22 protein-coding genes and 1 tRNA gene are annotated in these 19429 nt (G+C 71.3%); 16 read left to right on the forward strand and 7 right to left on the reverse strand.

Going from position 1 to position 19429, the window contains the following annotated elements; genetic code table 11:
• Positions 1-386: 386 nt before the first annotated feature.
• Complete coding sequence (locus ACFV18_RS16385) at positions 387-914, reverse strand: hypothetical protein (RefSeq protein WP_380483615.1); 528 nt, start codon at positions 912-914, stop codon at positions 387-389.
• 316 nt (positions 915-1230) lie between these two features.
• Here ACFV18_RS16385 and ACFV18_RS16390 point away from each other — a divergent pair, with 316 nt between their 5' ends.
• A complete protein-coding gene (locus tag ACFV18_RS16390; protein WP_380483616.1) occupies positions 1231-2256 on the forward strand; it encodes a hypothetical protein in 1026 nt (341 codons plus the stop codon).
• A gap of 63 nt (positions 2257-2319) precedes the next feature.
• Here ACFV18_RS16390 and ACFV18_RS16395 read toward each other — a convergent pair whose 3' ends face one another.
• Entirely contained in the window at positions 2320-2910 is a 591-nt protein-coding gene (locus ACFV18_RS16395) for an isochorismatase family protein (RefSeq protein WP_380483618.1), read from the reverse strand.
• A 116-nt stretch (positions 2911-3026) separates the two neighbouring features.
• Positions 3027-4340 carry a nicotinate phosphoribosyltransferase gene (locus tag ACFV18_RS16400; protein ID WP_380483620.1) on the reverse strand — a complete coding sequence of 438 codons (1314 nt, stop codon included), beginning with the start codon at positions 4338-4340 and terminating at the stop codon, positions 3027-3029.
• A gap of 145 nt (positions 4341-4485) precedes the next feature.
• Here ACFV18_RS16400 and clpS point away from each other — a divergent pair, with 145 nt between their 5' ends.
• The 9 genes from clpS to ACFV18_RS16445 all read left to right on the forward strand — a co-directional run bounded on the left by clpS (position 4486) and on the right by ACFV18_RS16445 (position 10592).
• Entirely contained in the window at positions 4486-4779 is a 294-nt protein-coding gene (gene clpS / locus ACFV18_RS16405; RefSeq protein ID WP_043914156.1) for an ATP-dependent Clp protease adapter ClpS, read from the forward strand.
• Positions 4780-4822: 43 nt separating this feature from the next.
• Positions 4823-5398 carry a DUF2017 domain-containing protein gene (locus tag ACFV18_RS16410; RefSeq protein WP_380483622.1) on the forward strand — a complete coding sequence of 192 codons (576 nt, stop codon included), beginning with the start codon at positions 4823-4825 and terminating at the stop codon, positions 5396-5398.
• A 159-nt stretch (positions 5399-5557) separates the two neighbouring features.
• Positions 5558-6997 (forward strand): amino acid permease, encoded by a 1440-nt coding sequence (locus ACFV18_RS16415; protein WP_380483624.1) that lies wholly within the window; start codon positions 5558-5560, stop codon positions 6995-6997.
• Between the two features lie 20 nt (positions 6998-7017).
• Positions 7018-7449, forward strand: coding sequence for a Mov34/MPN/PAD-1 family protein (locus tag ACFV18_RS16420; RefSeq protein ID WP_380483626.1), 432 nt, complete (start codon positions 7018-7020; stop codon positions 7447-7449).
• Between the two features lie 140 nt (positions 7450-7589).
• Positions 7590-7703 (forward strand): putative leader peptide, encoded by a 114-nt coding sequence (locus tag ACFV18_RS16425; RefSeq protein WP_338015809.1) that lies wholly within the window; start codon positions 7590-7592, stop codon positions 7701-7703.
• A gap of 116 nt (positions 7704-7819) precedes the next feature.
• On the forward strand, positions 7820-8098 hold the full coding sequence (locus tag ACFV18_RS16430; protein ID WP_380483627.1) for a MoaD/ThiS family protein: 279 nt from the start codon (positions 7820-7822) through the stop codon (positions 8096-8098).
• A gap of 190 nt (positions 8099-8288) precedes the next feature.
• A complete protein-coding gene (locus ACFV18_RS16435; RefSeq protein ID WP_380483629.1) occupies positions 8289-9257 on the forward strand; it encodes a PLP-dependent cysteine synthase family protein in 969 nt (322 codons plus the stop codon).
• Between the two features lie 234 nt (positions 9258-9491).
• Positions 9492-9680: a MerR family DNA-binding transcriptional regulator gene (locus tag ACFV18_RS16440; RefSeq protein ID WP_380483631.1), complete on the forward strand. Its 189-nt coding sequence runs from the start codon at positions 9492-9494 to the stop codon at positions 9678-9680.
• A gap of 159 nt (positions 9681-9839) precedes the next feature.
• Positions 9840-10592 (forward strand): MBL fold metallo-hydrolase, encoded by a 753-nt coding sequence (locus ACFV18_RS16445; RefSeq protein WP_380483633.1) that lies wholly within the window; start codon positions 9840-9842, stop codon positions 10590-10592.
• On the opposite strand, the gene ACFV18_RS16450 is transcribed toward ACFV18_RS16445, so the two are convergent.
• The gene (locus ACFV18_RS16450) at positions 10580-10813 is read right to left on the reverse strand and encodes a hypothetical protein (protein ID WP_380483635.1); all 234 of its coding nucleotides are present in this window, start codon (positions 10811-10813) and stop codon (positions 10580-10582) included. The genes ACFV18_RS16445 and ACFV18_RS16450 overlap by 13 nt on opposite strands.
• Before the next feature lie 299 nt (positions 10814-11112).
• On the opposite strand from ACFV18_RS16450, the gene ACFV18_RS16455 reads away from it, so the two are divergent.
• Positions 11113-11304: a hypothetical protein gene (locus ACFV18_RS16455; RefSeq protein ID WP_380483798.1), complete on the forward strand. Its 192-nt coding sequence runs from the start codon at positions 11113-11115 to the stop codon at positions 11302-11304.
• Here ACFV18_RS16455 and ACFV18_RS16460 read toward each other — a convergent pair.
• On the reverse strand, positions 11223-12467 hold the full coding sequence (locus ACFV18_RS16460; RefSeq protein WP_380483637.1) for a PTS transporter subunit EIIC: 1245 nt from the start codon (positions 12465-12467) through the stop codon (positions 11223-11225). The genes ACFV18_RS16455 and ACFV18_RS16460 overlap by 82 nt on opposite strands.
• Before the next feature lie 196 nt (positions 12468-12663).
• A complete protein-coding gene (locus ACFV18_RS16465; RefSeq protein WP_380483639.1) occupies positions 12664-13956 on the reverse strand; it encodes a PTS transporter subunit EIIC in 1293 nt (430 codons plus the stop codon).
• 363 nt (positions 13957-14319) lie between these two features.
• Between ACFV18_RS16465 and ACFV18_RS16470 the strand changes: the two genes are divergently transcribed.
• The 4 genes from ACFV18_RS16470 to rdgB all read left to right on the forward strand — a co-directional run bounded on the left by ACFV18_RS16470 (position 14320) and on the right by rdgB (position 16567).
• Positions 14320-14553, forward strand: coding sequence for a glucose PTS transporter subunit EIIB (locus tag ACFV18_RS16470; RefSeq protein WP_380483641.1), 234 nt, complete (start codon positions 14320-14322; stop codon positions 14551-14553).
• Between the two features lie 126 nt (positions 14554-14679).
• Positions 14680-15405, forward strand: coding sequence for a ribonuclease PH (gene rph / locus ACFV18_RS16475; protein ID WP_380483643.1), 726 nt, complete (start codon positions 14680-14682; stop codon positions 15403-15405).
• Positions 15406-15505: 100 nt separating this feature from the next.
• A complete protein-coding gene (locus tag ACFV18_RS16480) occupies positions 15506-15934 on the forward strand; it encodes a hypothetical protein (protein ID WP_380483645.1) in 429 nt (142 codons plus the stop codon).
• Between the two features lie 27 nt (positions 15935-15961).
• Positions 15962-16567 (forward strand): RdgB/HAM1 family non-canonical purine NTP pyrophosphatase, encoded by a 606-nt coding sequence (gene rdgB, locus ACFV18_RS16485; protein ID WP_380483647.1) that lies wholly within the window; start codon positions 15962-15964, stop codon positions 16565-16567.
• A gap of 63 nt (positions 16568-16630) precedes the next feature.
• Here rdgB and ACFV18_RS16490 read toward each other — a convergent pair.
• Positions 16631-16714, reverse strand: a tRNA-Leu gene (locus ACFV18_RS16490).
• Between the two features lie 322 nt (positions 16715-17036).
• Here ACFV18_RS16490 and ACFV18_RS16495 point away from each other — a divergent pair.
• A complete protein-coding gene (locus ACFV18_RS16495; RefSeq protein WP_380483800.1) occupies positions 17037-19421 on the forward strand; it encodes a chitinase C-terminal domain-containing protein in 2385 nt (794 codons plus the stop codon).
• The last annotated feature ends 8 nt before the right edge of the window (positions 19422-19429 follow it).

Below are 19429 nucleotides of genomic sequence, written 5' to 3' on the forward strand. Positions count from 1 at the left end.
ACGACTGGCGGATGCCGTCGCCCCGGCCCTGTGGGCGTGGCGGAACGGGAGCCGGCCGCCGTGGACGGGGTGCGCGCGGTCGCGCGGTGGGCGGTACGGATGCGCGGGATCGGGCACGCGCTGCGCGCCGAGGGTGGACGTGGTGGTGGAACGCACCCTGACGGTGGCGGCCGGTGCCGCCGAGCGGGCGCCGATCTGCGCCGTCCCCCGACCGCCAGCGGCCACCGTGCACAGACCACGCCCCGGTCGTGGTCTGAACCACCGCAGGCGCGAACCGGCACGCCGGACCGCCGGATCGGCCTCGATCACCGACCCGGGGCTCTGACGACCCGTCAAAAACCGCCCCAGGGAGCCCAGAAGGGCTCCCTGGCGACCTTGCGGGGCGGTCAGTGACCCTCGGGGCCACCCGCCTTCCGAATGGGCGGCACAGCGGCTCTGGCGCCTTCGACCTTCCCGCCGGCCTTCCCACCGGCCTGCGCCGCCGCGCTCGCCGCCGCCGCGCTCGCGGCCTCGGCGGCAGCCGCCTCGGCGGCCCGCGCGGCGGCGGCCACGCTGTCGGGCTCGCGCCGCGACTGCTCGGGGATGCCGGAGGTGCGGCGGATCCGGCCGGTCTCCTCGGCGGCCTCGCGGGCGGCGAGGTAGGCCTGCACGGCGGCGATCCCGTACACCGGCTGGATCAGCTGGTGGCCCTTGAAGAACGGCCGCGCGGGGGCGAACCCGGCGGCCGCGACCAGCTCGCGGATCTCGGTTATCTCTTCTTCGCTGCGCGCCGTGAAACGGACTTCCCAGCCCTTCTTGTACGCACGTCCGTCCTCTCCGCCGCGCCGGGCGGGATCGGGTTGGCGGACGTAGCCGGGCAGGCGGCCGAGGCGCAGTCTGGCGGCGCGCTGGGCGGATGACTCGTCGCGGGACATGTGCCTGATGGTAGGCAATTCGGAACGCCCGCCGACGCCGCGGGGCGTGCCGCTGCGTGTGGGATCGGTCACGGTCGGTCAGATTGCGCAGGTGGGCGGCCGGTTGCGGCCGGATCGAAATGCGGTGCCGATCCAATGAAAATCGGATTGTAGGCGGTAAGTCCGACCTGATCCGACAACAGTTCGAACGTCCGATCCGCCGAATGGGTGGGGGTATGGGGACTTTAGTGCAGGGCAGTCCCGGTTTGACGACGGTTGGGTAACAGGCCGTCAGGTAGGGAGTCGACTGTCGGAGGCGAAGGGGAGTGTTGTCGGTATGAGCTACCGGATTCCGCAGCAGCCCACCTCTCTCGAAGAGCTTGCCCGGCGCCAGCAGAATGTGGTGACGGCCAGCCAGTTGCGCGCCCGGGGCGTGCCGGCCCGCCTGGTGAGTGAACACTGCCGGCAGGGCGGTCCGTGGCAGCGGCTGCTACCGCGGGTGTACCTGTTGCAGGAGGGGCCGCCGACCCCGGAGCAACGGATGTGGGCGGCGCTGCTGTACGCGGCACAGAGCGGCCGGGCGGAGGGCGGCCGGGAGCGCGCGGTGATCACCGGGGCGGCGGCACTGGCGCTGTACGGGTTCGTGTCGATGCCGCGGCTGCCCGCGGTGTTCGGGGTGGAGGTGCTGGTGCCCCGGCAGCGCCGGCTGCGGGACGCCGGGCAGGTCCGGATCCGGCGCACCGAACGGGAGTTGGTGGCACGCGAGGTGCACGGACTGGTCTGCGCACCGGTCGCCCGGGCGGTGGCGGACGCGATCCGCGAATGGTCCGAGCAGGGCGCGCTGGAGGCCGGTCTGGTCGGCCCGGGGGTGCTGCGGGCGGTGCTGCGCGAGGCGCTGGCGCGCGAGGGCGGGGGCGGCGCGGCCGAGCTGCTGGCGGAGCTCGCCGAGGCGGGCCTGCTGGCGGAGCCGCGGGTGCGCGCGGCGGTGGACGAGCTGCTGGCGGCGCAGCGGGAGTCGGCGCTGGCCTCGCTGGTGGAGCTGGCCGCCGAGCTGGGCCTGCCGCTGCCGCTGTCCGGCCCGGAGCTGCGGATGCGCGGCGGCACGTACATCGCGGTGCCGGACCTGTTCTGGCCGGAGGCGGCGGTGGCGGTCGAGGTGGACTCCGAGGTGCGCTGCGTCAGCGAGGGCGAGGCGGCCTGGGTGCGGGCCGGGCAGCACCGGATGGAGTACCTGGGGGTGCGGGTGGTGTACGTCGGCTCGTCCCGGCTCGCCGCCGAACGGGACGCGGTCGGCGGCGAGTTGGCCGAGGCGTACCGGATCGGCGGCGAGGACGTGGTGGCGCTGGTGGTCACCGAGCGGTGAGCGGCGCGGGGTCGGTGGCCGCGGTGCTCAACGGGCGCCGCAGCAGCGGGAAGTGGCGCCCGGTCAGCTGCGGACCACCGGGGTGCCGGTGAGTTCGACGCCGGCGGCGCGCAGTTCGTCGAGCGCGGCGGTGGTGGTGGCGGGTGCGACGCCGGCCGTCAGGTCGAGCAGGACGCGGGTGGCGAAGCCCTCCCGGGCGGCGTCCAGGGCGGTGGCCCGGACGCAGTGGTCGGTGGCGATGCCGACCACGTCGACGTCGGTGACGCCGCGTTCGTTCAGCCAGTCGGCGAGGGTGCCGCCGTGCTCGTCGAGGCCCTCGAAGCCGCTGTAGGCGGCGGCGTACTCGCCCTTGGAGAACACCGCTTCGATCGCGCCGGAGGTCACCGAGGGCGCGAAGTTGGGGTGGAAGCCCACGCCTTCGGTGCCGGCCACGCAGTGCGCGGGCCAGGAGCGGACGTAGTCGGGTTCGGCGGCGAAGTGCGCCCCGGGCTCGATGTGGTGGTCGCGGGTGGCGACGATGTGGGCGTAGCCGGGCGCGGAGTCGGCGATCAGGTCGGTGATCGCGGCCGCGACCTCGGCCCCGCCGGCGACGGGAAGGCTGCCGCCTTCGCAGAAGTCGTTCTGCACGTCGACGACGATCAGGGCCCGGTGCATGGCTGGTCTTCTCTCGTTGGGTGGTGCGGTCCGAAGGCCGGGGTCTCGGCCGCGTCGGTGTCGGGGACGGTGGGGCGGTTGGCACTCTAGGCAGTGCCGGGCGGCGGCGGAAGGGTTCAGCCGGTGTAGCGCTCGGTGCCGAGCACCGGTTCGCCGCGGGACAGCTGGGTGGCGGACAGCGGCAGCGTGGCGCGGGCGCGGCGGTGGCGTTCGCGGGCGGCGTCCAGTGGTTCGCGGCCGACCACCTCGCCGGCGGTGATCAGCGGGACGTGCAGCAGGTGCGGCTCCAGGTCGGCGGGCACCGGGCCGGTGCCGACCACCTCGGTCTCGGCGACGCCGTCGGCGTCGGGGCGGCGGGCGGCCCACTTGCGGCCGCCGATGCTGATCTTGCCGCCGGCCGAGCGCTTGGCGACGGGGACGAGTTCGCCGCCGCCGGCGGATTCGCGGGCGACCAGCTTGTAGACCATCGCGCAGGTCGGGTGGCCGCTGCCGGTGACCAGGCTGGTGCCGACGCCGTAGCCGTTCACGGGGGCGGCGGCCAGTGCGGCGATGGCGTACTCGTCGAGGTCGGAGGTGACGATGATCTTCGTGCCGGTGGCGCCGAGCTCGTCGAGCTGGCGGCGGACCCGGTGGGCGAGCAGCGTCAGGTCGCCGGAGTCGATCCGGACGGCGCCCAGGTCGGGGCCGGCCACCTCGACGGCGGTGCGGACCGCCTCGGCGAGGTCGTAGGTGTCGACCAGCAGGGTGGTGGCGCGGCCCATCGACTCGATCTGCGCGGTGAAGGCGTCCTTCTCGCTGTCGTGCAGCAGGGTGAAGGCGTGCGCGGCGGTGCCGGTGGTGGGGATGCCGTACGTGAAGCCGGCCTCCAGGTCGGAGGTGGCGGAGAAGCCGGCCAGGTAGGCGGCCCGGGAGGCGGCGACGGCGGCCTGCTCGTGGGCGCGCCGGGCGCCCATCTCGATCACCGGGCGGTCCCCGGCGGCGGCGGTCATCCGGGAGGCCGCGGCGGCGATCGCCGAGTCGAAGTTGAGGATCGACAGGATCACCGTCTCCAGGATCACCGCCTCGGCGAAGCTGCCCTCGACGGTCAGCAGCGGCGAGCCGGGGAAGTACACCTCGCCCTCGGGGTAGCCGTGGATGTCGCCGGTGAAGCGGTAGTCGGCGAGGTAACGCAGCGTGTCCTCGTCCACCACCCGCTGGTCGGCGAGCCAGTCCAGCTGGGGCGTGGTGAACCGGAAGTTCTCCACGGCGTCCAGCACCCGGCCGGTGCCGGCCAGCACGCCGTAGCGGCGGCCGTTCGGCAGGCGGCGGGTGAACACCTCGAAGACCGAGCGGCGGTGGGCGGCGCCGCTGCGCAGGGCGGCCTGCAGCATGGTCAGCTCGTAGCGGTCGGTGAGCAGCGCGGAGCTGCGCTGCGCGGTGATGGCGTCCATGGGAATGATGCTACTACCACTTAGCGTCAGAGTGACGATTTCCCCCCCGGGGTCACGTGTCGGACGACCCTGATTCGCTCCGGAGTCCCTCGGATGGAAGCATGGGCCGAGGGGAAAGATCGAGGTCGACGAGGAGAGACGGACTGTGAGTGTCGCGCCGGTGGAGATCGAGCGCCCGGAAGTGGAGGGGGTTCCGGTCACGGAGCCGGACACTCCCTGGGTGACCATCGTCCACAACGACCCGGTCAACCTGATGACCTACGTGCAGTACGTCTTCCAGAGCTACTTCGGCTACCCGAAGGACAAGGCGCGCCAGCTGATGATGGACGTGCACACCAAGGGGCGGGCGGTGGTCTCCAGCGGCACCCGCGAGGAGATGGAGCGCGACGTGCAGGCGATGCACGGCTACGGCCTCTGGGCCACCCTGCAGCACGACTGACGGCCCGCCACCCACCGATCCACGAGGGACTGATCCGAAACACATGGCCGGTTTGTTCGAGAGCGCCGCGAGCGGCGGCGCGGCGATCCCGCTGGACGAGTTCGAGGCCTCCATCCTGCGCTCGCTGGAAGTGCAGATGCTGGAGCTGATCGGCCCGCCGCCCGGCGGCGAGCACGAGGACCCGCTGGCGGCGCTGTTCGCCGAGGGCCCCAGCGAGGCGCCCGATGACCCGGCGCTGCTGCGGCTGTTCCCCGACGCGTACGGCGGCCCGGGCGCGCCCCAGGATCCGCAGACCGCCGAGATGGCCTCCGAGTTCCGCCGCTACACTGAGCTGGACCTGCGGGCCCGCAAGCGGGAGGACGCCCTGGCGGTGGTCCGGGCGCTGGACGGGCTCGGTGGCGAGGGCGGCGTGGTCGCGGTCGGCGCCGGGGACTGCCCGCGCTGGCTGGGCGCGCTCAACGACCTGCGGCTGACCCTGGGCTCCCGGCTGGAGGTCACCGAGGACGACGAGGACGGCCTGTACGACCTGCCGGAGAACGACCCGCGCAAGCCGCTGGTGATCGCCTACCTGTGGCTGGGCGCGATGCAGGAGAGCCTGCTGGAGGCGATGGCCGGCTGAGCCATCGGGACCACCCGTTCGCTCGTATTGTCCGATTATTTCGGGAGTGCTCGCATTCGCGCTGCTACGGCGCATTTCGCGTGATTCACTGCTGCTTCACCCGTATGACGGGGCGCGTCGGCCGACCGGTCGGCGCGGACCGGGAGGCGAGGCGGGCAGATGACCGAGGCGACCGACGAGACGACCGACCCCGTCCCCGACGACGAGGGCTACCAGCGGGGGCTCGGCGGCCGGCAGATCCAGATGATCGCGATCGGCGGTGCGATCGGCACCGGCCTGTTCCTCGGCGCCGGCACCGCCATCTCCAAGGCCGGCCCGAGCCTGCTGCTCGCCTACGCGGTGGCCGGCGTGGTGATCTTCGTGATCATGCGGGCCCTCGGCGAACTGCTCACCTACCGCCCGGTGTCGGGCAGTTTCGCCGAGTACGCCCGGGAGTTCCTCGGCCCGTTCGCCGGCTTCGTCACCGGCTGGACGTACTGGCTGTTCTGGGTGGTCACCGGCATGGCCGAGACCACCGCCGCCGCTGTCTACGTGCGGTTCTGGGAGCCGGGCGTCCCGCAGTGGGGCACCGCGCTGGTCTTCCTGCTGCTGCTGTACGGCGCCAACCTGATCTCGGTGAAGCTGTTCGGCGAGATCGAGTTCTGGTTCTCGATGGTCAAGGTCACCGCGATCGTGGGGATGATCCTGATCGGCGTCGGTGTGCTGATCTTCGGCTTCTCCTCCGCCGGGGAGACCGCCTCGATCAGCCACCTGTGGAACGACGGCGGCTTCTTCCCCAAGGGCTTCGGCGCCACCGTGATGTCCCTTCAGATCGTCATGTTCGCCTACCTGGGCGTGGAGTTGGTCGGCGTCACCGCCGGCGAGAGCGAGAACCCCGAGAAGACCCTGCCGCGCGCGATCAACACCCTGCCGGTGCGGATCGCGCTGTTCTACGTCGGCGCCCTGCTGATCATCCTGTCGCTGGTGCCGTGGTCCGAATTCGAGCCCGGCGTCAGCCCGTTCGTCGCCGCCTTCGGCAAGGTCGGGATCCCCGCCGCGGCCGGCATCATCAACTTCGTGGTGCTCACCGCGGCGCTGTCCTCCTGCAACTCCGGGATGTACTCCACCGGCCGGATGCTGCGCGACCTGGCGCTGCGCCGGCAGGCCCCCGGCCGGCTCACCCGGCTCACCGCCCGGCGCACCCCCGCCGCCGCGATCACCGTCTCGTGCCTGCTGATGGGGGCCGGCGTGGTGCTCAACTACCTCGTGCCGGAGCGGGCGTTCGAGTACATCACCTCGGTCGCGACCGTCTGCGGCCTGTGGACCTGGGGGGTCATCCTGGCCAGTCAGCTCCGCTACCGCGCCGCCTGGAAGGCCGGCCGGCTGCCCGAGCCGACCTTCCGCGCCCCAGGCGGGAACTGGAGCCGCCAAGTGGCGCTGGCCTTCCTGGCGATGGTCCTGGTGCTGATCGCCCTCGACCCGACCGCCCGGATCTCGCTGTACGTCTTCCCCGGCTGGGCGCTGCTGCTGATCGTCGGTTACCGGGTGCTCAGCCGCCGCGACCCGGCCGCCGTGCACGGCGATCCGCACGCACACCTGCACGCCCGAAGCGGCGAATGACGCCTCGCTATCCTGGCCGCATGCTGACCATCACCCGAGAACTGCGCGACCGGATGGTCGCCCACGCCCGCGCCGACCACCCGGACGAGGCATGCGGCGTGATCGCCGGACCGGCCGGCACCGGCCGGCCCGAGCGGTTCATCCCGATGCTCAACGCGGCCCGCTCGCCCACCTTCTACGAGTTCGACTCCGGTGACCTGCTGAAGCTCTACCGCGAGATGGACGACCTGGACGAGGAACCGGTGGTGATCTACCACTCGCACACCGCCACCGAGGCCTACCCGTCCCGCACCGACGTGAGCTACGCCTCCGAGCCGTTCGCCCACTACGTGCTGGTCTCCACCTCCGAGGGCACCGGCGAGGACGACCCCTACCAGTTCCGCTCGTTCCGCATTGTGGACGGTGTGATCACGGAGGAAGACGTCGAGGTGGTCGAGGCCTACCAGGTCTGAGCCCCACGGCCCGCCGACGGGCCCGCCCCGGCCGCGCAGTGCGCGGTGGGCGGGCCCGTTTTCTCATTCGGCGGGACGCTTCCGACCGAATGGCGAGACATGCATGTCAAAGCGGGGGCGGGAATCTATACGATGAGTCCATGCGTTCCGTCGATGTGAGCATTCAGGCCCCAGGCACCCGCCTCGTGGCGCGCCTGCACGTCGACCTGTGCCGGCTCGCCAGCGCGATCTGTCCCGGCACCGCCGCGCGCTGACCGGCAGAGCCGACCCACAGTCTCCCGATCCTTCCGCCCCGGCCGCCCCGGGGCTCTTCCTCCTGCCGTGCCCCGCCCGGCCCGGCAAACCGACTTCACTCCACAGGAGCGCAGCCATGGCCATCGAGGTCCGCATCCCGACCATCCTCCGCACCTACACCGACGGCGCCAAGGCCGTCGACGGCAACGGCGCCAACCTCGGGGAGCTGTTCACCGACCTCGACACCCGCCACCCGGGCATCGCCGCCCGCCTGCTGGACGGCGGCGAGCTGCGCCGCTTCGTCAACGTCTACCTGAACGACGAGGACGTCCGCTTCCTGGACGGCGTGGCCACCGAGCTCGCCGACGGCGACAGCGTCACCATCCTCCCCGCCGTGGCCGGCGGCATGAAGTAGGAGGCCTCCGGCGGCCGGGCGCGGCGTCGCGTGCCGACAGCTGTCGCCCGGCCGCACGTCCCCCGTCGCGCGCAGCGCCGCTGCCCTCCCTTCCCAGCCCTGGCGGCGGGGAGGCGCCCCCACACGATGCCCGCCCGGACTCGGCTCTCGCCCCGCTCCTTCTTCCACCCCAGACCCGCCGGAGGCCCCCATGCGCTACGACAGCCCGATCGAGGCCGTCGGCAACACCCCCCTGGTGCGGTTGCCGCGGCTGTCCGCGGCCGTGCCCGGCAATGACGACGGCCTGGTCACGCTGTGGGCCAAGCTGGAGGACCGCAACCCCACCGGCTCCATCAAGGACCGTCCGGCGCTGCACATGATCGAGCGTGCCGAGGCCGCCGGCCGGCTCACCCCGGGCTGCACCATCCTGGAGCCGACCAGCGGCAACACCGGCATCTCGCTCGCCATGGCGGCCAAGCTCAAGGGCTACCGGATGGTCTGCGTGATGCCGGAGAACACCAGCGAGGAGCGCCGCGAGCTGCTGCGGATGTGGGGTGCGGAGATCATCCCCTCGCCGGCCGCCGGCGGCTCCAACACCGCGGTGCGGATGGCCAAGGAGATCGCCGCCGAGCACCCCGACTGGGTGATGCTCTACCAGTACGGCAACCCGGACAACGCCGGCGCGCACTACTACGGCACCGGCCCGGAGATCCTCGCCGACCTGCCCACCGTCACCCACTTCGTGGCCGGCCTGGGCACCACCGGCACCCTGATGGGCGTCGGCCGGTACCTGCGCGAGAAGGTCCCCGGCGTGCAGATCGTCGCCGCCGAGCCGCGCTACGACGACCTGGTGTACGGCCTGCGCAACCTCGACGAGGGCTTCGTCCCCGAGCTGTACGACGCCGAGGTGCTGACCACCCGCTTCTCGGTCGGCTCCGCCGACGCGGTCGCCCGCACCCGTGAACTGCTCCAGCAGGAAGGCATCTTCGCGGGTGTGTCCACCGGGGCGATCCTGCACGCCGCGATCGGGGTGGCCCGCAAGGCGGCCCGGGCCGGCGAGCGGGCGGACGTGGTCTTCGTGGTCGCCGACGGCGGCTGGAAGTACCTGTCCACCGGCATCTACACCGCCGAGTCCACCGAGGCGGCGGTCGAGGCACTGCAGGGCCAGCTCTGGGCCTGACGGAACGTCAACTCGACGGCGCGGCAACCCTTTCGGGTGCCGCGCCGTCGGCGTTCGGATGGTGGGACGGTCGGATCATCGGCCTGCTGTGACATCCCGGTATTTGTCCGTTCCCGGTGACCGCTCTGTCACGGAACCGCGACCGCGCCACGTCGTGCACCCGCCCGGCGTGCCCGCCCCCCGAGGCTGGCGGGCGCACCGCTTGGTTCACCGTCACCGTGGAGGTGGGCATCCATGCCCGGCCGGAAGCTCTGGTCCTACGTCGAGATCGCCCGCCACATCGGCGTGCAGGCCGAGACCGTCCGCCACTACAAGCGCCACGGACTGCTCCCGCACCCCGACCGGATGGACGCCGGCGGCCGTCCCCGCTGGTACCCGCAGACCATCAGGCACTGGGCCAGGGCCCGTCCCGGGCGGCGCTGAAACTGCCCGCCCCGTCCTGGTGATTCCGCCCACAGCGCGGCACGGGAGAGGGGGCAAAGCGCTGCCCGGCCCTTACCCTCGACACTCAAAGAAGCCGCTCCGCCCCCGGCGGCGCGGACGGCCGCGGACGATGGCCCGACGGGGCGGGAAGGGCTCGGCATGAAACTGACCGTGGTGGGGTGCTCGGGGAGCTTCCCGTCCGTGGACTCCCCGTGCTCCAGTTACCTGGTGGAGGCCGACGGCTACCGCCTGGTCGTCGACCTCGGCAACGGCGCCCTCGGCAACCTGCAGAAGTACACCGGCCTGTACGAGGTGGACGCGGTGCTGCTCAGCCACCTGCACGCCGACCACTGCATCGACCTGTGCGCCTACTGGGTGGCCCGCAACTACCGGGTCGAGGGCTGCCCCGAACTGCTGCCCGTCTACGGCCCGACCGGCACCGCGGACCGCCTGGCCCGCGCCTACGACATGCCGGAGAAGCCCGGTATGACGGAGGTCTTCGACTTCCGCGACCTCACCGACGGCGCCCGCCTGGAACTCGGCCCGCTCACCGTCACCGCGGTTCTCGTCAACCACCTGGACTCCGAGGCCTACGGCTTCCGGATCGAGCACGACGGCCGCAGCGTGGTCTACTCCGGCGACACCGGCGTCTGCCCGGAACTGGTCGAACTCGCCCGCGGCGCCGACCTGTTCCTGTGCGAGGCGGCGTACACGCACGGCAAGGAGACCTTCGACTCCATCCACCTCAACGGCCGGCAGGCCGGCGAGCACGCCGCCCGGGCCGGCGCCGAGCGCCTGGTGCTCACCCACATCCCGCCGTGGACCGACGCCGAACGCAACCGCCGCGACGCCGCCGCCGTCTACCCCGGCCCGGTCGACCTGGCCCGCGCCGGAGCCGTCTACGAGCTGTGAACCGGCGTCAGCCAGTGCCGGTAGCGGGCGTCCTCCCCGTACACCGCGGCCCGGTACGCCTGGGCCAGTGTCTTCGTCAACTCGCCTTCCTGTGAAGGCAGTTCGCGGTTGTCCAGGGAGCCGACCGGGACCACCCCGGCGGCCGTTCCGGAGAGGAACACCTCGTCCGCCGCGTACAGGTCCGAGCGCAGCAGCGGCTCGATCCGGACCTCCGCCCCCACGGCGCTGGCCCGCCGGGAGGCGACCGACGCCCTGTACGCCCGTCTGCACGCCGACCCCGGCTGCCCGCTGGACTCCCTGCGCGCGGAACTCGACTGCGAGGAAGCCGAGTTCGCCCGGGCCCTGGACGACCTGCGGACTCTCGGACTGGCCCGGGGAGCCGCTGGGCAGTGCGGCGGTGGTGGTGCGCGATCCGGCGGTGGTCTCGGTGGTGCGGGAGCTCTTCGAGCACTTCTGGGCGGCGAGTCGGGTTCCGTCGGAGCTGCTCGGCCGTGCGGCACCGGACGACCGGCACCGGGAGGTGCTTCGGCGGCTGGCGGCGGGGCTGACGGATCAGGCGATCGGGCGGAAGCTGGAGATCTCGGATCGGACGGTGCGGCGGCTGGTGGCTGATCTGACGGCGGCGCGGTCCTATGTCTCGTCGAAGTCCTCTTCCTCGCGGCCGGGGGTTTTCAGGTCGAAGCGGAGGATGACGAAGCGGAAGGCGGTGTAGTAGATCACCGCGATCACGAGTCCGATCGGGACGATCAGCCAAGGTCTGGTGGCGTAGCCCCAGTTGAGGACGTAGTCGATGACGCCGGCGGAGAAGGTGAAGCCGTGGTGGACGCCGAGGGCCCAGGTGGCGGCCATGGACAGGCCGGTGAGGAGGGCGTGGGCGACGTAGAGGGCGGGGGCGATGAAGACGAAGGCGAACTCGATGGGTTCGGTGATGCCGGTGGCGAAGGAGGTGAGGGCGAGGGAGATCATCATGCCGAGGACGGCGCGGCGGCGTTCGGGGCGGGCGCAGTGGGCGATGGCGAGGGCGGCGGCGGGCAGGCCGAACATCATGACGGGGAAGAAACCGGACATGAACTGGCCGGCGCTGGGGTCGAGTTGGAAGAAGCGGGTCTGGTCGCCGTGGAAGGTGCGGTCGCCGACGGTGTAGTTGCCGGCCTGCTGCCAGAAGAAGGTGTTGGCGATCTGGTGCAGGCCGAACGGCAGCAGGGCCCGGTTGATCAGGCCGAATATGCCGGCGCCGAGCGCGCCGAGGCCGATCACCCAGTTGCTGAACTCATCGACGGCGGAGCCGATCGGGCCCCAGCAGAGGCCGAAGAAGACGCCGAGGCCGGTGCCGGCGAAGGCCATCACGATGGGGACCAGCCGGCGCCCGTTGAAGAAGCCGAGCCAGTCGACCAGCCGGGTGCGGTGCAGGCGCTGCCAGAGCAGGGCGGAGAGCAGGCCGACGACCACTCCGCCGAGTACCCCCGGGTCCTGGTAGGTGGCCTCGACGTCCTTGCCGGGGAGTTCCTGGTAGGCGGTTTTGGGGAAGGCGGTGAGCACCTGGTGGTAGGTCAGGAAGCCGACCAGTGCGGCGAGTGCGGTGGAGCCGTCGGACTTCTTGGCGCAGCCGATCGCGATGCCGACGCAGAACAGCAGCGGCATCCAGTCGAAGACGGCGTGGCCGGAGGCGGCGAAGACCTCGGCGACCTTGGTCCAGCCGAGGCCCTTGGGGCCGAACACGTCGTCCTGGCCGAGTCGGAGCAGGAGGCCGGCGGCGGGCAGGACGGCGATCGGGAGCTGGAGGCTGCGGCCGATCTTCTGGAGGACGGGGAAGGCCCGGGGGAGCAGGGCCCGTCCGCCCGGTGCCGCCTGCGAGTTCGGTGCGGTCGTACTCATAGCGGGCGGTTCCTCACGGCAGCGCGATCCTGGTCTAGACCACTGGTGGCCCGTTTCAGTTTCTAGCACGCGCCGAACAGGCTCCGGAACCCTCCGAAGGCCCGCCCCGCCGAGCGCCGCGGAATCGAAACCCAGGACAACAGCGCGCCCCCGGGCGGGAATTGTCTCCCATCGGGGGCGCTCCGGGCGAATCCCGTCAGGCCTTGGTGGGGTCCTCGATCTCGCCCTCCTCCTCGCGTCCTGGTGTCTTCAGGTCGAACTTGGCGATGACGAACCGGAAGACCAGGTAGTAGACCACCGCGAAGCACAGGCCGATCGGGATGATCAGCCAGGGTTTGGTGGCCAGGTTCCAGTTGATCACGTAGTCGATCAGGCCGGCCGAGAAACTGAAGCCGTCGTGGACGCCGAGCCCCCAGGTGATCGCCATCGAGGCGCCGGTGAGCAGGGCGTGGATGCCGAACAGCAGCGGGGCCACGTAGGCGAAGGAGTACTCGATGGGTTCGGTGACGCCGGTGACGAAGGAGGTCAGTGCGACCGAGGTCATCAGGCCGTAGATCTCCTTGCGGCGGTGCGGCTTGGCGGACGCGGCGATGGCCATCGCGGCGGCGGGGAGCGCGAACATCATGATCGGGAAGAAGCCGGAGAGGAACTGGCCGGCCGTCGGGTCGCCGGCCAGGAAGCGGCCGATGTCGCCGGTGGCGGTCTTGCCGGTGTGCGGGTTGGTGTAGGTGCCGAACTGGAACCAGACGAAGGTGTTCAGCAGCTGGTGCATGCCGACCAGCAGCAGGGCGCGGTTGGCGACGCCGAAGATGCCGGCGCCGCCGGCGCCCAGGTCGGACAGCCACTTGGAGAAGTCGGCCAGGCCGGTGCCGATCGGCTGCCAGATCCACACCATCAGCGAGCCGAACAGCAGGCCGACCAGGGCGGTGATCATCGGGACCAGGCGGCGGCCGTTGAAGAAGCCCAGCCAGTCGACCAGCCTGACCCGGTGGTAGCGCACCCACAGCCAGGCCGAGAAGAGGCCCATCAAGATGCCGCCGAGCACGCCGGGGTTCTGGAAGTCCACCTTCACCGCCGTCTTGGCCTCGAAGTCGATGCAGACCGTCTGCTCCAGTACCGAGGGGGCCGGGCAGGGCTTCGGGAAGGCCCGCAGGACGGCGTAGTAGACCAGGAAGCCCGCCACCGCGGCGAGCGCGGTCGAGCCGTCCGCCTTCTTGGCCATGCCGATCGCCACGCCGATGCAGAACAGCAGCGGCAGGCCGAGGGCCGGGTCGAGGAGCGCGCCGCCGGCGGCGGCGATGGCCTTGGCGACCCGGTCCCAGCCGAGGCCGTCCTTGCCGAAGATGTCGTCCTGGCCGAGGCGGGTGAGGATACCGGCGGCGGGCAGGACGGCGACCGGCAGCTGGAGGCTGCGGCCCATCTTCTGCAGGCCGCCGTAGAAGGTGTGCCACCAGGTGCTCTGATGAGCGGTGGCGCCTGTGGAGCTCATGTGTCGGCCCTCCCTGCGCTGCGTGCCCGGTCCGTCCGTGGGTGGGGCCAGGAACACCGGCGGACCGTCCGGCGTTGTCGGAGTACATCTACAATTGGTGTAGACCATTTCCGAGGCCCGAGGCGGTCCGCGGGGTCTCGGGGCCCGGTGATCGTCATCCTCGGGCGGCCCCCGAGCGGACCGCGCGCGGAGCTGGTCCGAACGTGAACCAACGTGGCATATCGTCCGGAATCGGGTGATGCTGGTCGCGCCGTCGGAAGGCGCGGCAGACTGATCCCGAGTCACTTCCGGCCGGCACCACGCACACGCAGTACGGCACCCGGCGACCGACCGCCGATGCGCCGAGACAGAGGGAGAAAGACCATGGCCAGCAAGGCTGAGAAGATCGTCGCCGGTCTCGGCGGAATCGAGAACATCGACGAGATCGAGGGCTGCATCACCCGGCTGCGCACCGAGGTCCACGACGCCTCCAAGGTCGACGAGGCGGCGCTCAAGGCGGCCGGCGCCCACGGTGTGGTGAAGATGGGCACGGCCATCCAGGTCGTCATCGGTACCGACGCCGACCCGATCGCGGCCGAGATCGAAGACATGATGTGAGCCGAGGCCCCCGCCGGCCCGCTCCACCGCCACGGCCCGCCCCCGGACGTCCGGAGGCGGGCCGTCGTGCTGGAGCGGGGCCGGGGACGGGACGGGCGGGGACCCGGACGGGATACGCTCGTTCGCATGTCACGCATCGACGGCCGCACCCCCGACCAGCTCCGCCCCATCACCATCGAACGGGGCTGGAGCAAGCACGCCGAAGGCTCCGTCCTGGTCTCCTACGGCGACACCAAGGTGCTGTGCACCGCCAGCGTCACCGAGGGTGTCCCGCGCTGGCGCAAGGGCAGCGGCGAGGGCTGGGTCACCGCCGAGTACGCCATGCTGCCGCGCGCCACCAACACCCGCGGCGACCGCGAGTCGGTGCGCGGCAAGATCGGCGGCCGCACCCACGAGATCAGCCGGCTGATCGGCCGCTCGCTGCGCGCCGTGGTCGATCACCGCGCGCTCGCCGAGAACACCATCGTGCTGGACTGCGACGTGCTCCAGGCCGACGGCGGCACCCGCACCGCGGCGATCACCGGCGCCTACGTGGCGCTGGTCGACGCGGTCTCCTGGGCCCGCGAGAAGAAGCTGCTGCGCGCCAAGGGCCGGCCGATCACCGGCGGGGTCAGCGCGGTCAGCGTCGGCATCATCGACGGCGTCCCGATGCTCGACCTCCGCTACGAGGAGGACGTCCGGGCCGAGACCGACATGAACATCGTCTGCACCTCCGACGGGCGTTTCGTCGAGGTCCAGGGCACCGCCGAGGGCGCCCCGTTCGACCGCGACCTGCTCAACCAGCTGCTCGACCTGGGCAGCCTGGGCTGCGCCGAGCTGGACGAGATCCAGCGCAAGGCGCTGGAGCTGTAGCGTTCCCCGGGGAACCGCGGTGGGCCGAACGGCCGTCAGAAGCGGAGGGCGGGCCCGCGTGTGCTGTACAGACACGCGGGCAGACCCTTAACGTTCCGCTGTGGGCCCGCACACCCTCCTGGAGGACTCGCCGATGCAGCAGCCGCTCAGCATCAACCGCTCCACCGCGCTGGCCGTCGCCGCGCTGGTGCTGATCCTGCCGCTGAGCGCGGTCAGCTGCTCCGCCGCGGAGAAGGCGGTGAGCTGCGCCAACACCGCCGTGCAGCTCTCCACCGACGTGGCGCAGCTCGGCACCGCGTACAACAACGCGGACAAGGACCCGGCCGCCGCCGGGAAGGCCGTGCAGAAGATCAAGGGCGACCTGGACAAGATCGGCCGCAACTCCAGCGACGCCGACCTGGCCAAGGCCGTCGGCGACCTGCAGACCCAGGTCGACAAGGTGCAGAAGGCCATCGACAACAACGAGACGCCCGACCTCGGCCCGCTCGGGGACGCCGCCGGGCGGATCAGCAAGGTGTGCGCAGGCTGATTCCGGCGGGTGGATAGGCTTGCGGGCATGACCAAGCGCCTCGTTCTCGCCACCCGTAACCAGCACAAGGTCGCCGAGCTGCGCGACATCCTCGGCGCGGCCGGGCTGGACGTCGAACTGGTGGGCGCGGACGCCTACCCCGAGGTGCCGGACGTGCCGGAGACCGGCGTGACCTTCGCCGAGAACGCCCTGCTGAAGGCGCACGCGTTGGCGAAGGCCACCGGACTCCCCGCGGTCGCCGACGACTCCGGGCTGTGCGTGGACGTGCTCGGCGGGGCGCCCGGCATCTTCTCCGCCCGCTGGGCCGGCCGGCACGGCGACGACAAGGCCAACCTGGACCTGCTGCTCGCCCAGCTCGGCGACATCGCGGCCGAGCACCGTGCCGCGTCCTTCGCCTGCGCCGCCGCGCTGGCCCTGCCCGACGGCACCGAGCGGGTGGTCGAGGGCCGGCTGCACGGCACCCTGCGCACCGAGCCGGCCGGCAGCGGCGGCTTCGGCTACGACCCGATCCTGCAGCCGCTCGGCGAGAGCCGGACCTGCGCCGAGCTGAGCGCCGAGGAGAAGAACGCGATCAGTCACCGCGGCCAGGCGTTCCGCTCGCTCGCCCCGGTGGTCGCCGAACTGCTCGGCTGAGACGCCGCGTTGACAGACAAGGGGCCCGCCCGGAATGTTCCGGGCGGGCCCCTTGCCGTGGGGTGCGGCCTGAGGGACTCGAACCCTCACGAGATTGCTCTCACGGGCACCTAAAACCCGGGCGTCTGCCAATTCCGCCAAGACCGCAGGCAGCGACTTCCCCGTCATGCTACTTGTCCGTCACCTCGGCGTGCACCATCCTTTCGGGCGGCGTCCGGGCCGCCGGGGTGGCGTGCTGGGGGGAGCCGGTGGCGGCGGGGTGCGGACGGTTCGGCCTTTCTTGCCAAGTTGGTACAGACCTGTTGACGTGGGTGGTCCAGACCTTTTAAGTTCGGCGGAACTTCCCCCACATGTGCGTGCCCTCCCACAGGCATGCACGCGACACTCTCTCCCGGAGGACCGAGTGTTGATCCGACATGCGACGGCGCAGCGTCCCACCGCTGCCGGCCGTCAGAAGACCGGACGCAAGGTGGCATTCGCCGCCACCGCGGCGGCAGGGCTCGCGGGCCTGCTGATGGGCACGCTCGGCGTCGCGCCGTCCGCCGCCGCCGTCGACAACCAGGCCTGCCGCCCCGACGGCATGTACACCACGCCCGGCGTCGACGTCCCCTACTGCAACGTCTACGACACCAGCGGCCGCGAGCAGATGGGCGCCGACCACCAGCGCCGCGTCATCGGCTACTTCACCGGCTGGCGCACCGGCAAGGACGGCACGCCCGCCTACCTGGTGAACAACATCCCCTGGGACAAGGTCACCCACCTCAACTACGCGTTCGCGCACGTCGCCGGCGACAACACCCTCTCGGTGGGCACCGACAACGCGGACAACGCCGCCACCGGAATGACCTTCCCCGGCGTGGCCGGCGCGGAGCTGGACCCGTCGCTGCCCTACAAGGGCCACTTCAACCTGCTCAGCAAGTACAAGAAGCAGTACCCGGACGTCAAGACCATGGTCTCGGTGGGCGGTTGGGCCGAGACCGGCGGCTACTTCGACGACTCGGGCAAGCGGGTGGGCTCCGGCGGCTTCTACTCGATGACCGTCAACGCGGACGGGTCGGTCAACCAGGCCGGCATCAACACCTTCGCGGACTCCGCCGTCAACTTCATCAAGAAGTACGGCTTCAACGGCGTCGACCTCGACTACGAGTACCCGACCTCGATGAAGGACGCGGGCAACCCGCTCGACCACTCCCTCTCCAACGCCAAGCGCGCGTCCCTGATGAAGGGTTACGCGGCGCTGATGAAGACCATGCGCGAGAAGCTCGACCGGGCCTCCGCCGCCGACGGCAAGTACTACCTGCTGTCGGTCGCCGCCCCGTCCTCGGGCTACCTGCTGCGCGGCATGGAGACCTTCCAGGTCACCCAGTACCTGGACTACGTCAACATCATGTCGTACGACCTGCACGGCGCCTGGAACCAGTACGTCGGCCCGAACGCCGCGCTGTACGACGACGGCAACGACGGCGAGCTCAAGGCCGCCAACGTGTACGGCACTTCGCAGTACGGCGGGATCGGCTACCTGAACGGCGACTGGGCCGTCCACTACTTCCGCGGCGCGATGCCGGCCGGCCGGATCAACCTCGGCGTGCCGTACTACACCCGCGGCTTCCAGAACGTGCAGGGCGGCACCAACGGCCTGTGGGGCACCGCCTCCACCGCCAAGTGCCCGGCCGGCTCCGGCCTCACCACCTGCGGTGACGGCGCCGTCGGCATCGACAACATCTGGCACGACCTGGACGACAACGGAAAGGAGTCGCCGGCCGGCTCCAACCCGATGTGGCACGCCAAGAACCTGGAGAACGGCGTCGTCCCGGACTACCTGGGCAAGTACGGCGTCACCGACACCGCGCTGAACGGCAGCTACACCCGCAACTACAGCTCCGCACTGGCCTCCCCGTGGCTGTGGAACGCCAACAAGAAGGTGTTCCTGTCCACCGAGGACGACCAGTCCATCGCCGCCAAGGCCGACTACGTGGTCAACCAGGGCGTCGGCGGCGCGATGATCTGGGAACTCGCGGGCGACTACAAGTGGGACGCCACCGCCAACGGCGGCAAGGGCGAGTACGTCCAGGGCAACACCATGACCTCGCTGCTGTACGACAAGTTCAAGTCGGCCTCGGCGTACGGCGCGACCCGCTCCACCATCCCGCTGCCGCAGCAGACCCTGCCGATCGACGTGTCGTTCACCAACTTCGCGCTGGGTGACAACAACTACCCGATCAACCCGAAGATCCACATCGTCAACAACTCGACCGTCACCCTGCCGGGGGGCACCGAGTTCCAGTTCGACTACTCGAACTCCGCGCCCGGCAACGCCGCCGACCAGTCCGGCTTCGGCTCCAAGGTCATCCGGGCCGACCACGCCGGGAACAACATCGGCGGCCTGAAGGGCACCTACAACCGGGTCTCGCTGAAGCTGCCGACCTGGCAGTCGCTGGCGCCCGGCGCCTCGGTGGACGTCGCGTTCGTCTACTACCTGCCGGTCTCCACCCCCGCCAACTGGACCGTCAACGTCGGCGGCACGCTGTACGGCATCGCCGGGGACTACACCCGCGGGGCCACGGCGGGCACCGGCTCGCCGTCGCCCAGCACCTCCGCCTCCGCCTCGGCGTCGGCCTCTGCTTCGCCCTCGCAGTCGGCCTCGCCGTCCGCGTCGCCCTCGCAGTCGGCCTCGCCGTCGGCGTCCGCCGGCAGCTGCTCGGGTGCGCCGAGCTGGAACGCCGGAACCACCTACGCCACCGTCACCAAGGTGTCGTGGAAGGGCCACTACTACCAGAACAAGTGGTGGACCGCGGGCGAGGACCCCTCGCTGAGCGGCGCCTGGGGCGTCTGGACGGACCTCGGGGCCTGCTGATCCCGAAC

The organism is Kitasatospora sp. NPDC059673, assembly GCF_042734215.1.
Lineage (GTDB): Bacteria > Actinomycetota > Actinomycetes > Streptomycetales > Streptomycetaceae > Kitasatospora.